The 14,940-nt window shown below is 70.9% G+C and carries 10 protein-coding genes; 4 read left to right on the top strand and 6 right to left on the bottom strand.

Features of this window, described 5'->3' with window-relative positions; translation table 11 throughout:
• Nucleotides 1–55 precede the first annotated feature (55 nt).
• From ACFCV8_RS19875 to ACFCV8_RS19860, 4 genes are all read right to left on the bottom strand, one after another.
• On the bottom strand, nucleotides 56–259 hold the full coding sequence (locus tag ACFCV8_RS19875; protein WP_376686684.1) for an acyl-CoA carboxylase epsilon subunit: 204 nt from the start codon (nucleotides 257–259) through the stop codon (nucleotides 56–58).
• A 60-nt stretch (nucleotides 260–319) separates the two neighbouring features.
• A complete protein-coding gene (locus tag ACFCV8_RS19870; protein WP_376686683.1) occupies nucleotides 320–1,903 on the bottom strand; it encodes an acyl-CoA carboxylase subunit beta in 1,584 nt (527 codons plus the stop codon).
• A gap of 265 nt (nucleotides 1,904–2,168) precedes the next feature.
• Nucleotides 2,169–6,053: an endo-alpha-N-acetylgalactosaminidase family protein gene (locus ACFCV8_RS19865; RefSeq protein WP_376686682.1), complete on the bottom strand. Its 3,885-nt coding sequence runs from the start codon at nucleotides 6,051–6,053 to the stop codon at nucleotides 2,169–2,171.
• A gap of 225 nt (nucleotides 6,054–6,278) precedes the next feature.
• The gene (locus ACFCV8_RS19860) at nucleotides 6,279–7,151 is read right to left on the bottom strand and encodes a 4Fe-4S domain-containing protein (protein WP_376686681.1); all 873 of its coding nucleotides are present in this window, start codon (nucleotides 7,149–7,151) and stop codon (nucleotides 6,279–6,281) included.
• A gap of 310 nt (nucleotides 7,152–7,461) precedes the next feature.
• On the opposite strand from ACFCV8_RS19860, the gene ACFCV8_RS19855 reads away from it, so the two are divergent.
• Nucleotides 7,462–8,979, top strand: a complete 1,518-nt coding sequence (locus ACFCV8_RS19855; protein WP_376686680.1) for an alpha/beta fold hydrolase — start codon at nucleotides 7,462–7,464, stop codon at nucleotides 8,977–8,979.
• A gap of 248 nt (nucleotides 8,980–9,227) precedes the next feature.
• Entirely contained in the window at nucleotides 9,228–11,360 is a 2,133-nt protein-coding gene (locus tag ACFCV8_RS19850; RefSeq protein ID WP_376686679.1) for a DUF4157 domain-containing protein, read from the top strand.
• Between the two features lie 139 nt (nucleotides 11,361–11,499).
• On the opposite strand, the gene ACFCV8_RS19845 is transcribed toward ACFCV8_RS19850, so the two are convergent.
• The gene (locus ACFCV8_RS19845) at nucleotides 11,500–11,946 is read right to left on the bottom strand and encodes an ATP-binding protein (protein WP_376686678.1); all 447 of its coding nucleotides are present in this window, start codon (nucleotides 11,944–11,946) and stop codon (nucleotides 11,500–11,502) included.
• Nucleotides 11,947–12,057: 111 nt separating this feature from the next.
• Between ACFCV8_RS19845 and ACFCV8_RS19840 the strand changes: the two genes are divergently transcribed.
• Complete coding sequence (locus ACFCV8_RS19840; protein ID WP_376686677.1) at nucleotides 12,058–12,885, top strand: Scr1 family TA system antitoxin-like transcriptional regulator; 828 nt, start codon at nucleotides 12,058–12,060, stop codon at nucleotides 12,883–12,885.
• Nucleotides 12,882–13,145: a DUF397 domain-containing protein gene (locus ACFCV8_RS19835; RefSeq protein WP_376686676.1), complete on the top strand. Its 264-nt coding sequence runs from the start codon at nucleotides 12,882–12,884 to the stop codon at nucleotides 13,143–13,145. Before ACFCV8_RS19840 ends, ACFCV8_RS19835 begins: the two co-directional genes overlap by 4 nt.
• Before the next feature lie 247 nt (nucleotides 13,146–13,392).
• On the opposite strand, the gene ACFCV8_RS19830 is transcribed toward ACFCV8_RS19835, so the two are convergent.
• The gene (locus ACFCV8_RS19830) at nucleotides 13,393–14,784 is read right to left on the bottom strand and encodes a protein kinase (RefSeq protein ID WP_376686675.1); all 1,392 of its coding nucleotides are present in this window, start codon (nucleotides 14,782–14,784) and stop codon (nucleotides 13,393–13,395) included.
• Between the last annotated feature and the right edge of the window lie 156 nt (nucleotides 14,785–14,940).

Here is a 14,940-nt window from a genome sequence, read left to right as displayed (position 1 = left end):
GCCCCGCACTCCCGAAGGAGTGCGGGGCCTTCCGCATGCGGTACGCGCGCTCGTGTCAGTGCTGCCAGGAGTGCGGGGCCCGGAAGCCCGGGGTGCGCTCCAGACGGCGCCATACGGCGGTGTTGCGGCCCCGGTGGGCGGTGGGGGCGGCGGGGCGGGCCGCGGCGCGGGCGAGCAGGACCGCGGTTATCGCGGCCAGCTCCTCGGGCTCGGCGAGCCCCTTCTCGACGCGCAGCACGGACTCGGCGGCAGTGCTCATAGGTGGTCTCTCCGTCTTCTCGGCAGGGGCAGTGGGCGGGCGCGGTGCGGGGCGGCGGGCCTACTGCGGGGGGTTGCCGTGCTTGCGGGACGGCAGGTCGGCGTGCTTGGTGCGGAGCATGGCGAGCGAGGCGATCAGCACCTCGCGGGTCTCGGCGGGGTCGATGACGTCGTCGACCAGGCCGCGTTCCGCTGCGTAGTACGGATGCATGAGTTCCGCCTTGTACTCCTTGACCATGCGCTTGCGCATGGCTTCCGGGTCCTCCGCCTCGGCGATCTGGCGGCGGAAGATGACGTTGGCGGCGCCCTCGGCGCCCATCACCGCGATCTCGTTGGTGGGCCAGGCGTAGGTGAGGTCGGCACCGATGGACTGGCTGTCCATGACGATGTACGCGCCGCCGTAGGCCTTGCGCAGGATCAGCGAGATCCTCGGCACCGTGGCGTTGCAGTACGCGTACAGGAGCTTCGCACCGTGCCGAATGATTCCACCGTGCTCCTGGTCGACGCCGGGCAGGAAGCCGGGTACGTCCAAAAGAGTGATGATGGGGATGTTGAACGCGTCACACATCTGGACGAAGCGGGCCGCCTTCTCGGAGGCCTCGATGTCCAGCACACCGGCCAGCGACTGGGGCTGGTTGGCGACGATGCCGACGACCTGTCCGTCGAGGCGGGCCAGGGCGCAGACGATGTTGCGGGCCCAGCGCTCGTGGATCTCCAGGTAGTCGCCGTCGTCGACGAGCTCCTCGATGACCTTGTGCATGTCGTACGGGCGGTTGCCGTCGGCCGGGACCAGGTCCAGCAGGACGTCGCCACGGCGGTCGGCCGGGTCCTCGGAGGGGACCACGGGCGGGTTCTCGCGGTTGTTCTGCGGGAGCATCGACAGGAGGTAGCGGACCTCGGCGATGCAGGTCTCCTCGTCGTCGTACGCGAAGTGCGCGACGCCGGAGGTCTCCGCGTGGACGTCGGCGCCGCCGAGCCCGTTCTGGGTGATCTCCTCGCCGGTGACCGCCTTCACGACGTCCGGGCCGGTGATGAACATCTGCGAGGTCTCACGGACCATGAACACGAAGTCCGTCAGCGCCGGGGAGTACGCCGCCCCGCCCGCGCACGGGCCGAGCATCACGCTGATCTGCGGGATCACACCCGAGGCCTTCGTGTTGCGCTGGAAGATCCCGCCGTAACCGGCGAGGGCCGAGACGCCCTCCTGGATACGCGCGCCCGCGCCGTCGTTCAGCGAGACCAGCGGAGCACCGGCCGCGATGGCCATGTCCATGATCTTGTGGATCTTCGTCGCATGGGCCTCGCCCAGCGCACCCCCGAAGATCCGGAAGTCGTGCGCGTACACGAAGACCGTCCGGCCCTCCACCGTCCCCCAGCCGGTGATCACACCGTCGGTGTACGGCTTCCTCGCCTCCAGGCCGAAACCGGTCGCCCGGTGCCGACGCAACTGCTCGACCTCCTTGAACGACCCCTCGTCCAGGAGCAGCGCGATGCGCTCGCGGGCGGTCAGCTTGCCCTTGGCGTGCTGCGCCTCGGTCGCCCGGTCACTCGGTCCGCGCCGGGCCTGCTCACGCAGTGCCAGCAGTTCGGCCACACGGCCACGGGTGTCGCTCGGTTCGCCCGGGGTTTCGTCCACAACGGTCATGTACCGACCCTACGAACCCGGGCAAGTAAATCCTGCCGTTGACTCCGTACAGTCTCCTGCCCGGTTTCCTGGCGGGGCTCCACATAGCCCGGCAGGCGTGCAGGCGAAGTACCAGCCAGTACGGGTCTTTCTTTGTGCGGGTCCGACAAAGCGTGACGGCCGTGGATCACCGCTGCCCGTCAGTCCCGGGGTGTGCTCCGGTTGGGGGGTCCGCACCTTCGGACCATGATGCGGCCCCCCTCGCGCGGGCGTGTCGCCGGGGTCCTCAGCCGCCGCAGCGGAAGCGGGCGTCGCCCCAGTCGGCGTGATCGTTGCCGTTGCCGTCGCCGCCGTCGCCGACGACCAGGTCGACGTAGGCGGCCCCGGTGACGTCGGCCTCCAGCGTCCAGGCGGTGTCGGTCGCCCTGAGCACCGGCGACTTCACCTTCTCGGCGCCGTCGGCCAGAACGGAGAACTGTACGCTTCCGGCGCTCTTCTGTACGTCGTCCACCCCGACCCGGGCGGTGAAGGAGGCGCACTGCCCGCCGAGGTAGTAGCGGACCTTCGCCGGGGCGTGGGTGCCCAGGCCCTTGGTGTAGACGGTGCCGCCGATGGTGAGCGGGGTGCCGTCACCGGAGCCGGTCTCGCCGTTGGAGAGGTCCCGCTCGACGGGGCCCCAGCCGTTCTCCGCGGCCGTCCAGTCCAGGTCACTGGCCCAGCTGTCGGTGGCGGGCGGCGGCGGCAGGGTGCGCACGGAGGTCTGTGCGCCGAGCGTGCGCCGGGCGCCGTCGACCGCGTACGCGGCCTCGGCCGTCAGGGCGTACGTCTGGTACTTCGCGTCCGCCGGCGGGGTGACCCGCCAGGTGCCGGTGGCCTTGGCGCCCGCCGCGACGGAGTCGAAGGTGACGGGGCCGCTCGCCTCGGCCGTCCAGCCCTCGGGGACGGTCAGGGCGAGGGCGACGCCGGTGGCGGCGGTCGCCTCGTGGTTGGTGAAGGACGCCTCGACGGTGTTGGCCCGGCCCGGTTCCAGGGTCTCGGCGCCGGGGTCGACGGTGAGGGTGCCGCAGGCGGCCCGCTCGGAGTCGGGGGCCGGGCCGAGGTCGGTCACGGTGAAGGAGTCGAGGACGAAGTCGGCGCCGTCGGGGGCGTCGCCGCGCTTGCGCAGCCCGGTCCAGGTGTCGCCGCAGCCCGCGGTGACGGTCTCGGTGAAGCGGCCGGTGGTGCGCTGCTGTCCGATGGCGGTGGTCCGGGTCTCGACGGAGTCGGGCTTGCCGTCCGCGGTGATCCGGTCGTAGCCGTCGACCCACTCGTAGGCCCCGGCGTGGCTGGACTGGTAGTCGTACTCGACCCGGTAGCGGTGCCCGTCGGTCATGGGCACGGTCCAGGGGGCGGTGCGGTAGACGAGCCCGGTGTTCTCCTCGTGGGACTTGAGGGACTCCTTGCCGCCGAGCACGTCGTCGACCAGCTTTCCGTTCCACCCGGCCCGGGTGTACGGGGCGTGCAGCTGGGAGATGACGGTGCGGGGGTCGGTGGCGCCGCCCGCGTCGCCCTTCAGGAAGGGGCCCCAGCCCTGGTCGACGTCCTCGAAGTCCTCGTGGACGACGGTGCCCGGCGCGGTCTTCGGGGCGTTGGCGACGATGCGTACGTCATCGGCCCTTACGGTCGCCGCGCTGCCGCCCGCCGCCTCGACGCGCAGGGTGGTGCGGCCGTTCGCGGGGGCGGTGAAGTTGACCTTGGCGCGCTGGAACCAGCTGCCGTGCCAGTCGGAGGCGGCGACCTGGTCCTTGACGGTGGAGCGGTCCACGGCGACGGACTTCCCGCCGATCGAGAGCGTGGTGTGCCGGGTCTTTCCGGGCTGCACCTCGATGAGCGCGGAGGCGGTGTAGCGCTTGCCGGGGACGAGCCCGTCGACGCGCTGGGCGAGCGCGGCGGGGGCGCTGCCGGTGAGCGCGGCGCTGTTGCGGCCCCTGGCGTCGGTGTCGCGGGCGACGGTCCCGGTCCTCGTCCAGGAGGCCAGCTCCTTGTCGTTGAAGCCGGGGTCGCGGACCGGGGTGCCCTCGCCCCACTTCGGGTCGGCGGCCTTCGGCGCCTGCCGGGGGTAGAGGACGTACGGCTGACCGGCCTTCGCGGTCAGGGTGACCTTCCCGTCGACGGGCTTGACGGTGCCGGTCCTCACGCGGCCGTTGTCGGTGAGCGCGTAGACGGTGTACGTGCCGTTGGACGGCACGGCCCAGGTGCTGGTCCCGCCGGACCTGCTGTAGTGGTACAGCTTCTTCCCGCCGTCCCAGGGCAGCAGGTAGTCGGTGCCGGAGAGGACCTTGCGGCCGTGGTCGTAGAAGGTCCGCTTCCCGTCCTCGACGGTGCCCCGGACGCCGCCGGTGAGGGCGATGTCGTTGCCGTCCCAGCGGGTGATCTTCTGCTGCTGGAGGTACTTGGCGGGGAGGTTGCGCTGCCAGATGTTGTCGTAGAAGGCGTTCCAGTCGGTCTCGCCGGTCCAGCCCTCGAATTCGGCGATGGCGGTCTGGCCGAGCACCGGGTCGTTGTTCCAGGTGTCCCGCTCGCCGTTGCGGATGAAGCGGATGATCTTCGAGTTGAGGCCCTTGTTGGTGGCCCCGCCGTAGTCGAGGTCGTTGGCCCAGTGCGACCACAGGGTGCCGCGCTCGAACTTGTCGGACCACTCGCTGCCGACGTTCCAGCCCTGCTTCTGGATGGCCCGGAGGGTCTTGTCGGCGATCCAGCCGTGCGTGTAATAGACGTCGATGTAGAGGAAGTTCAGGTTGGGGCCGGTCTCGTCGCGCAGTTGCTGGAAGCGCCTGGCCAGGTCGCCGCTGTTGATGTCGCGGCGCTGGTCGATGTAGTAGCTCTGGCCGAGCCAGTTCCAGCCGGGCTTGGTCTTGTCGACGAGCTTCTCGTCGAACTCCCTGGCCTCGGGGTACGCCTCGGTGGCATTGACGTGGACACCAAAGGTGGCGCCCCACTTCTTGCCGTCCTCGAGCAGCGTGTTGAGGTCCTTCAGCCCGCCGGCTCGCTTGTTGTAGTCGCCGCCGTAGTCGGGGTGGGCGGAGTCGTGGCCCTCGGAGGCGTACCCCTTGAGGACGGCGAGCTGGCCGAGGCCGTCGGTGGCGAGGGAGACCCGCTTGACGTCGTCGAGGGTGCGCAGAAAGGGGTGGGTGGCCTGACTGGCGAAGTTGAACGGGATGTGGGTGACGACCCGGTCGGGGGTCTCGGAGCTGCCGGGTGCCGTCACGCCGATGGAGCGGAAGGCGACGGCGCCGTCCTGCCAGTCCACGGCCTTGTCGCCGTTGGTGTCGGGGGTGACGACGACCTTGGCCCAGGGGAGGTCGTTCCCGCTCTCGGGCTCCGTCGCCCCCTCGCCCCGGTAGGTCCACTGGCCGGACCAGACGCCGACCCGGACGCTGCCGTCGTCGGCGGTGCGGGCCTGGTGCCAGAACCGGGCGTCGTCGCCGCCGGTGGCGCCGGAGGGCTTGTCGTAGGAGGAGTTGGACTCGACAGCGGCGGCGAGCGAGGAGGTGTTGACGATCGCGTACGTGGCGCCGGCCGGGGCCTTGTCGGCCGGGGTCGCGGCGGTGACCTTGCCGAAGACGTCGGCGGTCCGCGTCGAGTCGTTGTCGAGGGTGGTGAAGGCGGTCGCGGCGCCGGTGTCGGTGGAGCCCACGGAGACCAGGTCGTGGCCGGGTATGTCGAGGGTGGAGACGCGGAACGCCTCGGTGTCGCGGACGGCGGTCACCTTGAAGGTGGTGGCGCGGCCGGCGACCGACAGCGAGGCGTCGATCTCGACCCCGGGCAGGCCGGTGAAGGTCAGGGTGTAGTGGGCGGCCGAGGCGGTGATCCGGGGCGCGCCCTTGAGCTTCACCGGGTACGCGGTGCCGTTGAGGGTCACGGAGGTGACCGGCCGCGTACTGCCGAACAGCCGCCCACCGCCGGCCCGGTCGGTGTACGCGAGGACCCGGGGGAAGTCCTCGGCCACGGCGACCGCGAGCTGCGCGGACCGGATGACGGGGGCGTCCGCGGGCACGGACGGCGCGGCAGCGGCGGACGGGCCGGGGGCGGAGGCGGCGGCCGAGGCGGGGAGCGCCGTCCCCGCCAGGGCCAGGACGGCGGCTGTGGCGGCGGCTGCGGCGCCCGCCGAAGTGAATCTTCGAGACGACATGTGCACTGCGTAGTCCCCGCCCCCGGACACCGTCAACGACCTGCGACGACTCCGAACGCACCAGTCCAACAACCGTGTTGCGTAAGTCCAAGTACGCCCGGACGGGCAGGAGCGGGGTCCGTCACAACCCCGCGGACTTCACCGGCGCACGCCCTCGCGCACGCCTGCGCGCACGTCGCCGGCGCACGGCCGTGGCCGCGTCGCCGGTGCGCGGCGCCGGATACGTCACCAGCGCACGGCCGTGAAGTCGACCGGCCGGGGCCGCAGCAGTGCCGCGCGCTCCGTGAGGGCGTGCAGCCGCCGGGACATCTCGTCGGCGTCCAGCCGCTTCCGGTCGCCGTGGCCGGGCAGCACCCATTCGAACCTCAGCTTCCCCGCCGTCCGGGCCAGGGAGGCCGCCTGCTCCTCGATCGAGTACCAGGTCACCGCGTCCACCACCTCCAGGTCCCGGGTGGTGCGCGACCAGTGGAAGCTGTCGCCGCTGAAGCAGTACCGGTCGTCGGCGAGGTAGAGCACGCTGCCCTTGGTGTGGCCGGGCAGCGGATGGACGGTCACGCCCTCGCCGACCTCCACCGGGTCCAGCCCCCGGATCACCCGGTCCGCGTCCGGCGCCGCCTCCAGATCGCCTTCGTGGATCCAGAGCCTGGCCCCGTAGTGGTCGGCGTAGCGCCGCCCGTGCGCGGCGTGGTCGCGGTGGGTCAGCAGTACGTCGGTGACGGGCCCGGCCGCCGTCGCGTACCGGTCGGCGAGGCCGGGGTTCCAGCGCGGGGTGTCGATCATCATCGACGTACCGGAGGGCCGCCGGAGCAGGTACGCGTTGGCCCCGGCGGTGTGCGTGGAGTTGTGCCCGCAGATCAGTACGCCGTCGTCCAGCGCCATCGGGAACGGGTCGAGCACCGGGTCCAGCTTCCGTGACCCGGGCCGGATCGAGCGGGTGTGGCAGGCGAAGGCGGCGGCGTGTAAGCGGCGCGCCTCCTCCTCGTTCTCCGGCTGGCGCAGCACCTTCGACCGGTGGTCCACCTCCTCGAACAGCTCGGGCGCGAACTGCCGGGCGACGTCGCAGTTGGTACAGCGGTCGTCGACGTACCAGTCATCCATGGCTGAGCTCCTCGCATATCCACGCATACGGCCCGGGTCGGGCCCGCGCCTCCAGGCATAGCCCACGGACGCCCGCGAGCGGAAGGGCGCGCCGGGCCCGGCCGGCTCTTCTCCCGTGCCGGCCCCGATTCCTTGTCCCCGGTCTTTTCCGGGGTTCCTCCCGGAGGGCCTTCCGGGGGTCTTCCGGAGGTGTTCCCGGGGTCCTCCCCGGGCTCTCCCCCATTCCCGTCCCGTGCGGTTGTGCGGCGGACCGGTGGCTGCCACCTTCTGCGGAAACACCCCCGACACCCCGCCTCCGGAGGCCCGTTCCATGCGGTTACGACTGCTCCTCACCGCGCTCACCGGGGCGCTCGCACTCGGCCTGGCGGCCGGAACGCCGGCGGCACCGGCCCCGGCATCGGAACCCGCGCCGGCGCCGACGGGCGCCATCCGCTGGACGCCGTGCCCGAAGGACGCCTCGGCGGAGTGCGGGACCCTGCGCCTGCCGGTCGACCGGGCGCGCCCCTCGGGTGCGCGGTTCGATCTCGCGCTGGCGCGCCGCAGGGCGACCGACCCGGACCGCCGGATCGGCGTGCTGCTGGTCAACCCCGGCGGACCGGGCGCCTCGGGGGTCGACTTCGCCGTGGGCGACGCGCCGTCGTACTTCGGTCCGGAGATCCGGGCGAGGTTCGACATCATCGGCTTCGACCCGCGCGGGGTCGCCCGCAGCAGCCCGGTCACCTGCTCCACCGAAGTGCTGGCCCGGCAGCCGTCCACGTACCCCCGTGACCAGGCCGGGTTCGACCGGCTCGCCGCCTTCAACCGCGCGGTGCTGGACGACTGCCGGGAGAACAGCGGCCCGATCACCGACCATGCCGACACCCTGGGTGTCGTCCACGACATGGACGCCGTCCGCGCGGCCCTCGGCGAACAACGGATCAGCTACTTCGGCCACTCCTACGGCACACTGATCGGCGAGCAGTACGCGGAGGAGTACGGCGACCGGCTGCGGTCCATGATCCTCACCGCCAACCTCGACCACAGCCTCGGCCTGCGCGACTTCATGGTCTCCTCGGCGAAGGCGGCGGAGGACTCGTTCCACCGGTTCGTGGCGTGGTGCGAGTCCACCGCTTCGTGCGCCCTGCACGGCCGCGACGTCACCGCCGTCTGGGACGCCCTCCTCGCCCGGGCCGACCGGGGCCTGATCACCGACCCGGAGAACCCGGGCGGCCGTCCCCTGGACGCGCACGCGATCACCCTCACCGCCTTCCGCGCGTTCTACGGCCCCGACTGGTCCGAACTCGCCTCGTACATGGCCGAGTTGGATGCCCAGGCCCCGAAGCGACCGGTCCCGGCGGCGCCCGCACCGGCCCCCGCCCCGCCGCAGGGCACCCGTGCCGAACCGTTCCACGCCGTGTTCTGCCAGGACTGGGACTTCCGCCCGAAGGACTACGCGGAGTTCGCCCGCGTCACCGAGGCCGAGCTCCGGGCCGCCCCGCACATGCGCGGCGCGCCCCGCACGCACGATGCTGTCGCCGGATGCGTGGGCCGCCCGGACCGGGTGAACAACCCGCAGCACCGGCTCCGCGTCACCGGGGCGCCCAGGATTCTCATGCTGCACTCGCGCCACGACCCGGCGAACCGCTTCACCTGGGCGGCCGCCGTGCACCGCCAGACGCCCGGCACCACTGTCCTCCTCCCGTACGAGGGCGACGGGCACAGCGTCTACGGCCGCAACGCCTGCACGCGCGGCGCCGTCGACGACTACCTCGTACGGCTGCGCCTCCCGAGCCCCGGAAGCAGCTGCCCACCGGCCGCACCCGCGGCCGGACGGCGCACGCCCCGGTAGTACGGCCCGGTAGTACGCCCCTGTGGAGCGCGTCCCGGCAGCACGTCCGCGGAGTCATGACCGCCCGCGGCGCGGTTCCCCGACCCGGCGTTGTCCGGGGCGCCACCGGCATCCCGGAAGGGTTCCCCGCGGGCAGCGATGTGTGCCGCCGCTGTGCCCGCAGGGGCCTTTCCGGCTGCCGGGAGGGGGCTGTGTCGTGGGTGGTGCACCAGCTCTTCTGCCGAGCGAGATGGAAGGCGGCACGGCGCATGGCCCGCGAGCACGGTCGAAGGACCGAGACCAGACGCCCCTCTCAGCAGGGCCCGGCGGGGGTTCCGGTGTCCCGGGCGGAGGCGTCGCAGCTCCAGCAGACCGTGGGCAATGCGGCCGTGGTGCAGATGCTCCGCCGGATCGGTCATCCATGGGCCGAGCCCGACACGGCCGAGCACCAGCACGGGGCGGGCTGCGACCACATGGACCCGGCATCGGCTCCGGCGTCGGGCGACGCGCCCGCCGTGCAGCGCTCGACCGTCCACGACGTCCTGCGGGCCCCCGGGCGCCCCATGGACCACGCGATCCGCGCCGACATGGAGGCCCGGCTCGGCGCGGACTTCTCCGACGTACGCATCCACGACGACGGCGCGGCCAGGGCTTCCGCGGCCGAGGTCGGCGCCCGCGCCTACACCTCCGGCAGCCATGTCGTCATCGGCGACGGCGGCGCGGACGGACACACCCTCGCCCACGAGCTGACCCACGTCATCCAGCAGCGCCGGGGCCCGGTCGCCGGCACCGACCACGGCTCCGGCCTGAAGGTCTCGGACCCCTCCGACCGGTTCGAACGCGAGGCCGAGGCCAACGCGACCCATGTCATGGCGGGTTCCGCCCCGCTCACGCACCTGTCCGATCCCGACCGCGTGAGCGCGGGAGGCGGGGGCGCCGCCCCCGCGCAGGCGAGTGCCGCATCCGTCCAGCGAATGAAGAAGGGAAGGACACCTGTCAAGGCGGGGAAGCTGAACAAGAGCGAGTGGGCCGTCACGGCCATCACGGAAGCCAAGGCCGCACATCTGCCCTTCCCTCCAGAATGGAAGGAAGGAGCACTGCACCACATCATCTCCAAGGAGAGACTCCAGGAGATCGGGGAGACGCTCGTCAAGGAGTACAGCACCAGCAAGGCCGCCAAGAAATTCTGGACGACGTGCCTCGAATGCTCGGGCGAGCAGGTCCAGGCGGCCAGCACCAGCGCGGTCAAACTGCTGTGGAACCTGCCCTTGAATCTTTCGATCGGACCCAAGGACCGGGCCGGCGACCCGGGCATGGGCCTCGACCTGAACACGGAACCCGACGGGAGCGACTACGGAAGGAGGATCACCCAGTCCTCGGAAGCGTTGAAGAGCCTCGCAGCCACCTGGTCCGCACGCGACGAGAACGATCCCGAATCCTACTGGGGCGAAATGGAGAGGCACCTCGCGAAATCCCTTGAAACAGCCGGGGATCGCGGGGCCGGACTGCTCCATCCGCCCGACAGGGATCAGTGGCTCTACGACAGCGAGACAAAACAGAACATCCGCAAGGGACTGCTCCAGTTCCCCGGCGCCGAAGCCGGAGGCGAGATGTTCGAGAAGCACGGCCGCGGCAAGGGAAACGCCGGGATCGAGAAGTACCGGGACAGTACGGCGGTCGCGGCGAGCGGCAGCGGCACGTACGAGCACAACGGCATCACGTACACGCTGGACCTGGAAATCCTCGAGATGGACCTGCACCACATATGCGAGCGGCATTCGTTCGAACACTTCGACTTCGAGCAGGGCAAGGCGGTGAATACCTTCTGGCCGAAGGGGGACGAAACCGAAACCTTCGCCGAACTCAAAGATCTCGCCGATTCCCTGCTCGGCGAAATCGCCGACCTGATCCTGGAGGAAGAGCTTTCCGGCATCGTCGACGGGTACGTTCCCGTCGAAAACATAGACCGACAGAACGTACAGGTCGGCGGGCGCACCGTCTTCTGGATCGGCACCATGCAGGATGAGACGGGCGAGGGAAATTTCGCCGGAAGGCTCAAGACCTTGGCCCCGGACGGTGCATCCGGGTTCGCTTTCCTGAAGTCCGAACTGAACGAGATCGGCAAAAAATTCCCCGCGGTGGCCCGGCCGCCCCAGGAAGACCTCACCTCCTCTCCCGAATCCAGTACCGCCACCGCCACCGAAGCCAAAATGAGCCTTACGGACACCAAATGGGGAAAGCGTTCCAGCAAGGGAATCGCGGCAGGAAAGGCCCTCGGAGTCCCCTCGGAGGTCAACGGGAAGATCGCGTCCAGGGAGCTCGAACACAACGACATCGTTCTGATCAATGACATCCTGTTCAGGCTCGACCTCAGCGACGGCAACAAGGTGAAGAAGGTATAGAACGGCCGCGGGGCGCCGTCCGTCGCCATGCACCCCACCCCGCCCCGCCCCGCTGCGGCCGGCGTGATCACCGTGGACTGCACCCAGTACCCACTGGCGACCACGCCGTTGCCACGAAGGGCACGCACGGGGACAGCGCTCAGGCAGTCACCCGGCCTTCGGCGCGCACCGCGAACTCGCACCAGACCGCCTTGCCGGGGTTCCGCTCCCCCACACCCCACTTGTCGGCGAGCGTCGCGACCATGAGCAGTCCGCGCCCGGTTTCCGCGTCGGACGGTGCCCAGGAGCCGGGGAGCCGCACCTCCCCGTCGCCGCTGTCGTGGACCTCGACGTGCAGGATGCCGTCGGCCGGGTCCAGGCGGAGCTGGAGGCGCACGCCCCGGCCCGGCGGGACTCCGTGCAGCAGGGCATTGGTGACCAGTTCGCTCACGCAGAGCAACACGTCGTCGGCGCGCCCCTCGCACGCCCAGTCGAGCAGGGCTTCACGCACGAACTTCCGTACGAGCGGAACGGCCCGGCGTTCCCGCCGGTGGAAGACCTCGCGGAAGTGGGGGAGCCGGGCGGTGAGTTGGGTAGTCTCGTTCACCCTGCCAACGTCACACAAAGTCACTGGTGTTGAGCAGCGCGTGGGGTCGTACATCTCATCTGTACGACCTCTGACGGATCATCCCGGGTTCGGTACGGGGAGAGGCAGTTCATGCACACAGCGAAGAAACGGAAGAGCAAGCAGATCACCACCTGGACCATGATCGGCAACCTGGTGGCGCAGCATCGCGCCGAGTTGCGTCTGACGCAGGTGGCCCTGGCCGAGTTGTGCCGGGTGAGCGTGGACACGATCGCGTCGATCGAGCAGGGCCGCAGGCCGCTCCAGTGGGACCTGGCCGTCCAGCTCGACAAGCACCTCCAGACGAAGAGGACGTTCCAGACCTTGGCGGAGTCGATGCCGAGCAAGGACCGGCTGCCCGCGTTCGTCCACGACTTCCTCGACTACGAACGGGAGGCGCTGACGCTGCTCTCGTACGAGACACAGGTGGTGCCAGGACAGCTCCAGACCGAGGAGTACGCCCGCTTCCTCTTCTCCTGCCTCTACCCGCCTCTCGACGAGGCGGAGCGGGAGAGCTGGGTAACGGCCCGAATGGATCGGCAGAAGCTCCTGGATCGCAAGCCGCGTCCTATGCTCCACTTCCTCCTGGAGGAGAGCATCCTCCGCAGCCGGCTCGGCGACCCCGCCATGATGCGGAACCAGATCCGGCATCTGCGTCAGTGCATGGAACTGCCCTTTCTGGGACTCCAGATCATGCCGATAGAGCTTCCGAAGCACGCGGGGCTAACGGGCCCGATGGTGCTGCTGGAGACCCCCGAACACGACCACCTGGTGTACGTGGAGGGACAGCTGACCAGCTACCTGCACGAGGACCCAGATCAGGTCAGCGTGCTCCAGCAGAAATATGGGATGCTGCGTTCGCAGGCGCTCTCCGTCGATGCGAGCGCCCGGCTACTGGACGAACTGCTTGGAGAGACATGACCCGCGCAGCACACCCGGCTTCCCCCTCCGCCACCCTCTCCTGGTTCAAGTCGAGCTACAGCAGCCCCCAGGGCGGCAACTGCGTGGAGGTCGCCTACGACTGGCGCAAGTCCAGCTACAGCAGCGATCAGGGTGGCAACTGCGTGGAGGTGGCCGCGCACCCCGCCGCCGTCCACATCCGCGATTCCAAGGTCACCGAAGGCCCCGTCCTGACCGTGCCCCCGGCCGCCTGGACCGCCTTCCTGAACGCCACGGTCTGAGAACCACCACCCGACAACCAGCGGCCTCGATCCCTCGCACCGACCCTGGGCCCCTCGGCACACCGCCCGGCCTTCGTACGGCATGACATCGGTCGCGGGTGCCGATCCGTCGTAGCGGCCGGTCCCGATGAACTCCGCGGACCGGTCGGCACGTTCGCCCAGCAGTCCGCGCTCAGACAGCTCCGTAGTCACAGCGGAGCAAGTGCCGATCCCCGCGGTCCCCGCCCGTTGTGCCGCGTCGCCGTTCCTACGGCCGCCTGACGATCCAGCCCCTGCGCGGGGCCTTCTCCTCCGGTGTGCCGATCACCGCGGCGACGGCACCGACCCGGGCCGTGGTGGCCTCGCTCAGGTAGACGGTCAGGATCGTGCCCGCGACCGGGGCGGTGATCACGGCCCCTCCCCCCTTCCAGGCGACGTCGAAGAGCGGCTCGTCCACCGCGACCTCGTCACCCACCCGCTTGTGCCAGCGCACGATCCTCATTCCCGTCGCCGGGCCCGGCATCGCGTGCTGCCGGGGCAGGGCCACGGAGGTGTGGCCCCTCGGGGACTTCAGCGCGGTGGCCCGGACACGCGGCAGCTGCCGGGGCGCGGCCCGGTCCGGGAAGGGCACGGGTTCGGCTTTCGGCTCGCGCCCTGGCGCGGGGAGCGGTTCGGGCGTCGGGACGGGTGCCGGTTCGGGCGTCGGTTCGGGCAGCGTCTCGCGCGTGACCACCGCGTCCGTCCGTACCGTTCGCCCCGCCTGTACCGTCGGCGCCGTGCGTACCGCCCGCATCGTCCGCACCACCCGCTCGTCGATCAGCTCGGCCACCGCGTCCGGGAGGCGGAGTCCGTCCGGTCCGGCCAGGGCGGCGCAGCGGTCGAGGATCTCGTCCACGCCGGGCCGGGTGCCTGGCGCCTTGGCGAGGCCTGCGGCGATGAGCGGTGCGAGCGTGGCCGGTACACCCGTCAGGTCCGGCTCCTCGTGCACGACGCGGTACATCACGGCCTCCTTGCGACCGCCGCCGAACGGGGCCTCTCCGGTGGCGGTCCAGGCCAGCACGGCCGCCAGGCAGAAGACGTCGCCGGCCGGCCCGGCCTCCTCGCCCCGGATCTGCTCGGGCGACATGTAGGCGGGGGTGCCGACCACGCCGGACCTGGTGAGCTCGGACGTCTCGTCCAGGGCGCGGGCGATGCCGAAGTCGATGACCCGGGGCCCGTCGTCGGCGAGGAGCACGTTTCCGGGCTTGAGATCGCGGTGGACCACTCCGCACGCGTGGATGGCCCGCAGCCCCTCGGCAAGGCCCGCGCCCAGCCCCGCGACGGCCTCCGCCGGGAAGGGGCCGTACGCGGTGACCGCCTCGCGGAGCGACGGACCGGGGATGTAGGACGTGACCAGCCACGGCTGGTCGGCCTCGGTGTCCGCGTCGACGACCTGCGCGGTGTAGAAGCCCCCGACGCGGCGGGCGGCCGCCACCTCGCGGCTGAACCGCCGCCGGAAGTGCACGTCCTCGGCGAGCGGCCGGCGTACGACCTTCACCGCGACGGTCCGCCCGCCCGGCGAGCGCCCGAGGAACACCTCACCCATTCCGCCGGCCCCCAGCCGCGCCAGCAGCCGGTACGGGCCGACCTTCCGGGGGTCGGCGGGCAACAGCTCTCTCATTCCGCCGATGCTCGCAGGTCGGCGTGGACCACCGGAACGAATCGCCGACATCCGTTCGAACCGATGAGGTCACGAGGGGTTCCTCTCGGCGCCCCCGTACGCACCTCGGCCTCCGATGAGTTGGAGTCGTGAAAAGTTCACTCGCTTGAGAGCGCT

Source organism: Streptomyces sp. NPDC056347 (assembly GCF_042262625.1).
GTDB lineage: Bacteria > Actinomycetota > Actinomycetes > Streptomycetales > Streptomycetaceae > Streptomyces.
This window is presented reverse-complemented; position numbering and strand designations above follow the sequence as displayed.

Excerpts from the sequence above, each read along its gene's own strand:
- ACFCV8_RS19875 (WP_376686684.1), bottom strand. The coding sequence starts at position 259 with ATGAGCACTGCCGCCGAGTCCGTGCTGCGCGTCGAGAAGGGGCTCGCC.
- ACFCV8_RS19870 (WP_376686683.1), bottom strand. The coding sequence starts at position 1,903 with ATGACCGTTGTGGACGAAACCCCGGGCGAACCGAGCGACACCCGTGGC.
- ACFCV8_RS19865 (WP_376686682.1), bottom strand. The coding sequence starts at position 6,053 with ATGTCGTCTCGAAGATTCACTTCGGCGGGCGCCGCAGCCGCCGCCACA.
- ACFCV8_RS19860 (WP_376686681.1), bottom strand. The coding sequence starts at position 7,151 with ATGGATGACTGGTACGTCGACGACCGCTGTACCAACTGCGACGTCGCC.
- ACFCV8_RS19855 (WP_376686680.1), top strand. The coding sequence starts at position 7,462 with ATGCGGTTACGACTGCTCCTCACCGCGCTCACCGGGGCGCTCGCACTC.
- ACFCV8_RS19850 (WP_376686679.1), top strand. The coding sequence starts at position 9,228 with ATGGCCCGCGAGCACGGTCGAAGGACCGAGACCAGACGCCCCTCTCAG.
- ACFCV8_RS19840 (WP_376686677.1), top strand. The coding sequence starts at position 12,058 with ATGCACACAGCGAAGAAACGGAAGAGCAAGCAGATCACCACCTGGACC.
- ACFCV8_RS19835 (WP_376686676.1), top strand. The coding sequence starts at position 12,882 with ATGACCCGCGCAGCACACCCGGCTTCCCCCTCCGCCACCCTCTCCTGG.
- ACFCV8_RS19830 (WP_376686675.1), bottom strand. The coding sequence starts at position 14,784 with ATGAGAGAGCTGTTGCCCGCCGACCCCCGGAAGGTCGGCCCGTACCGG.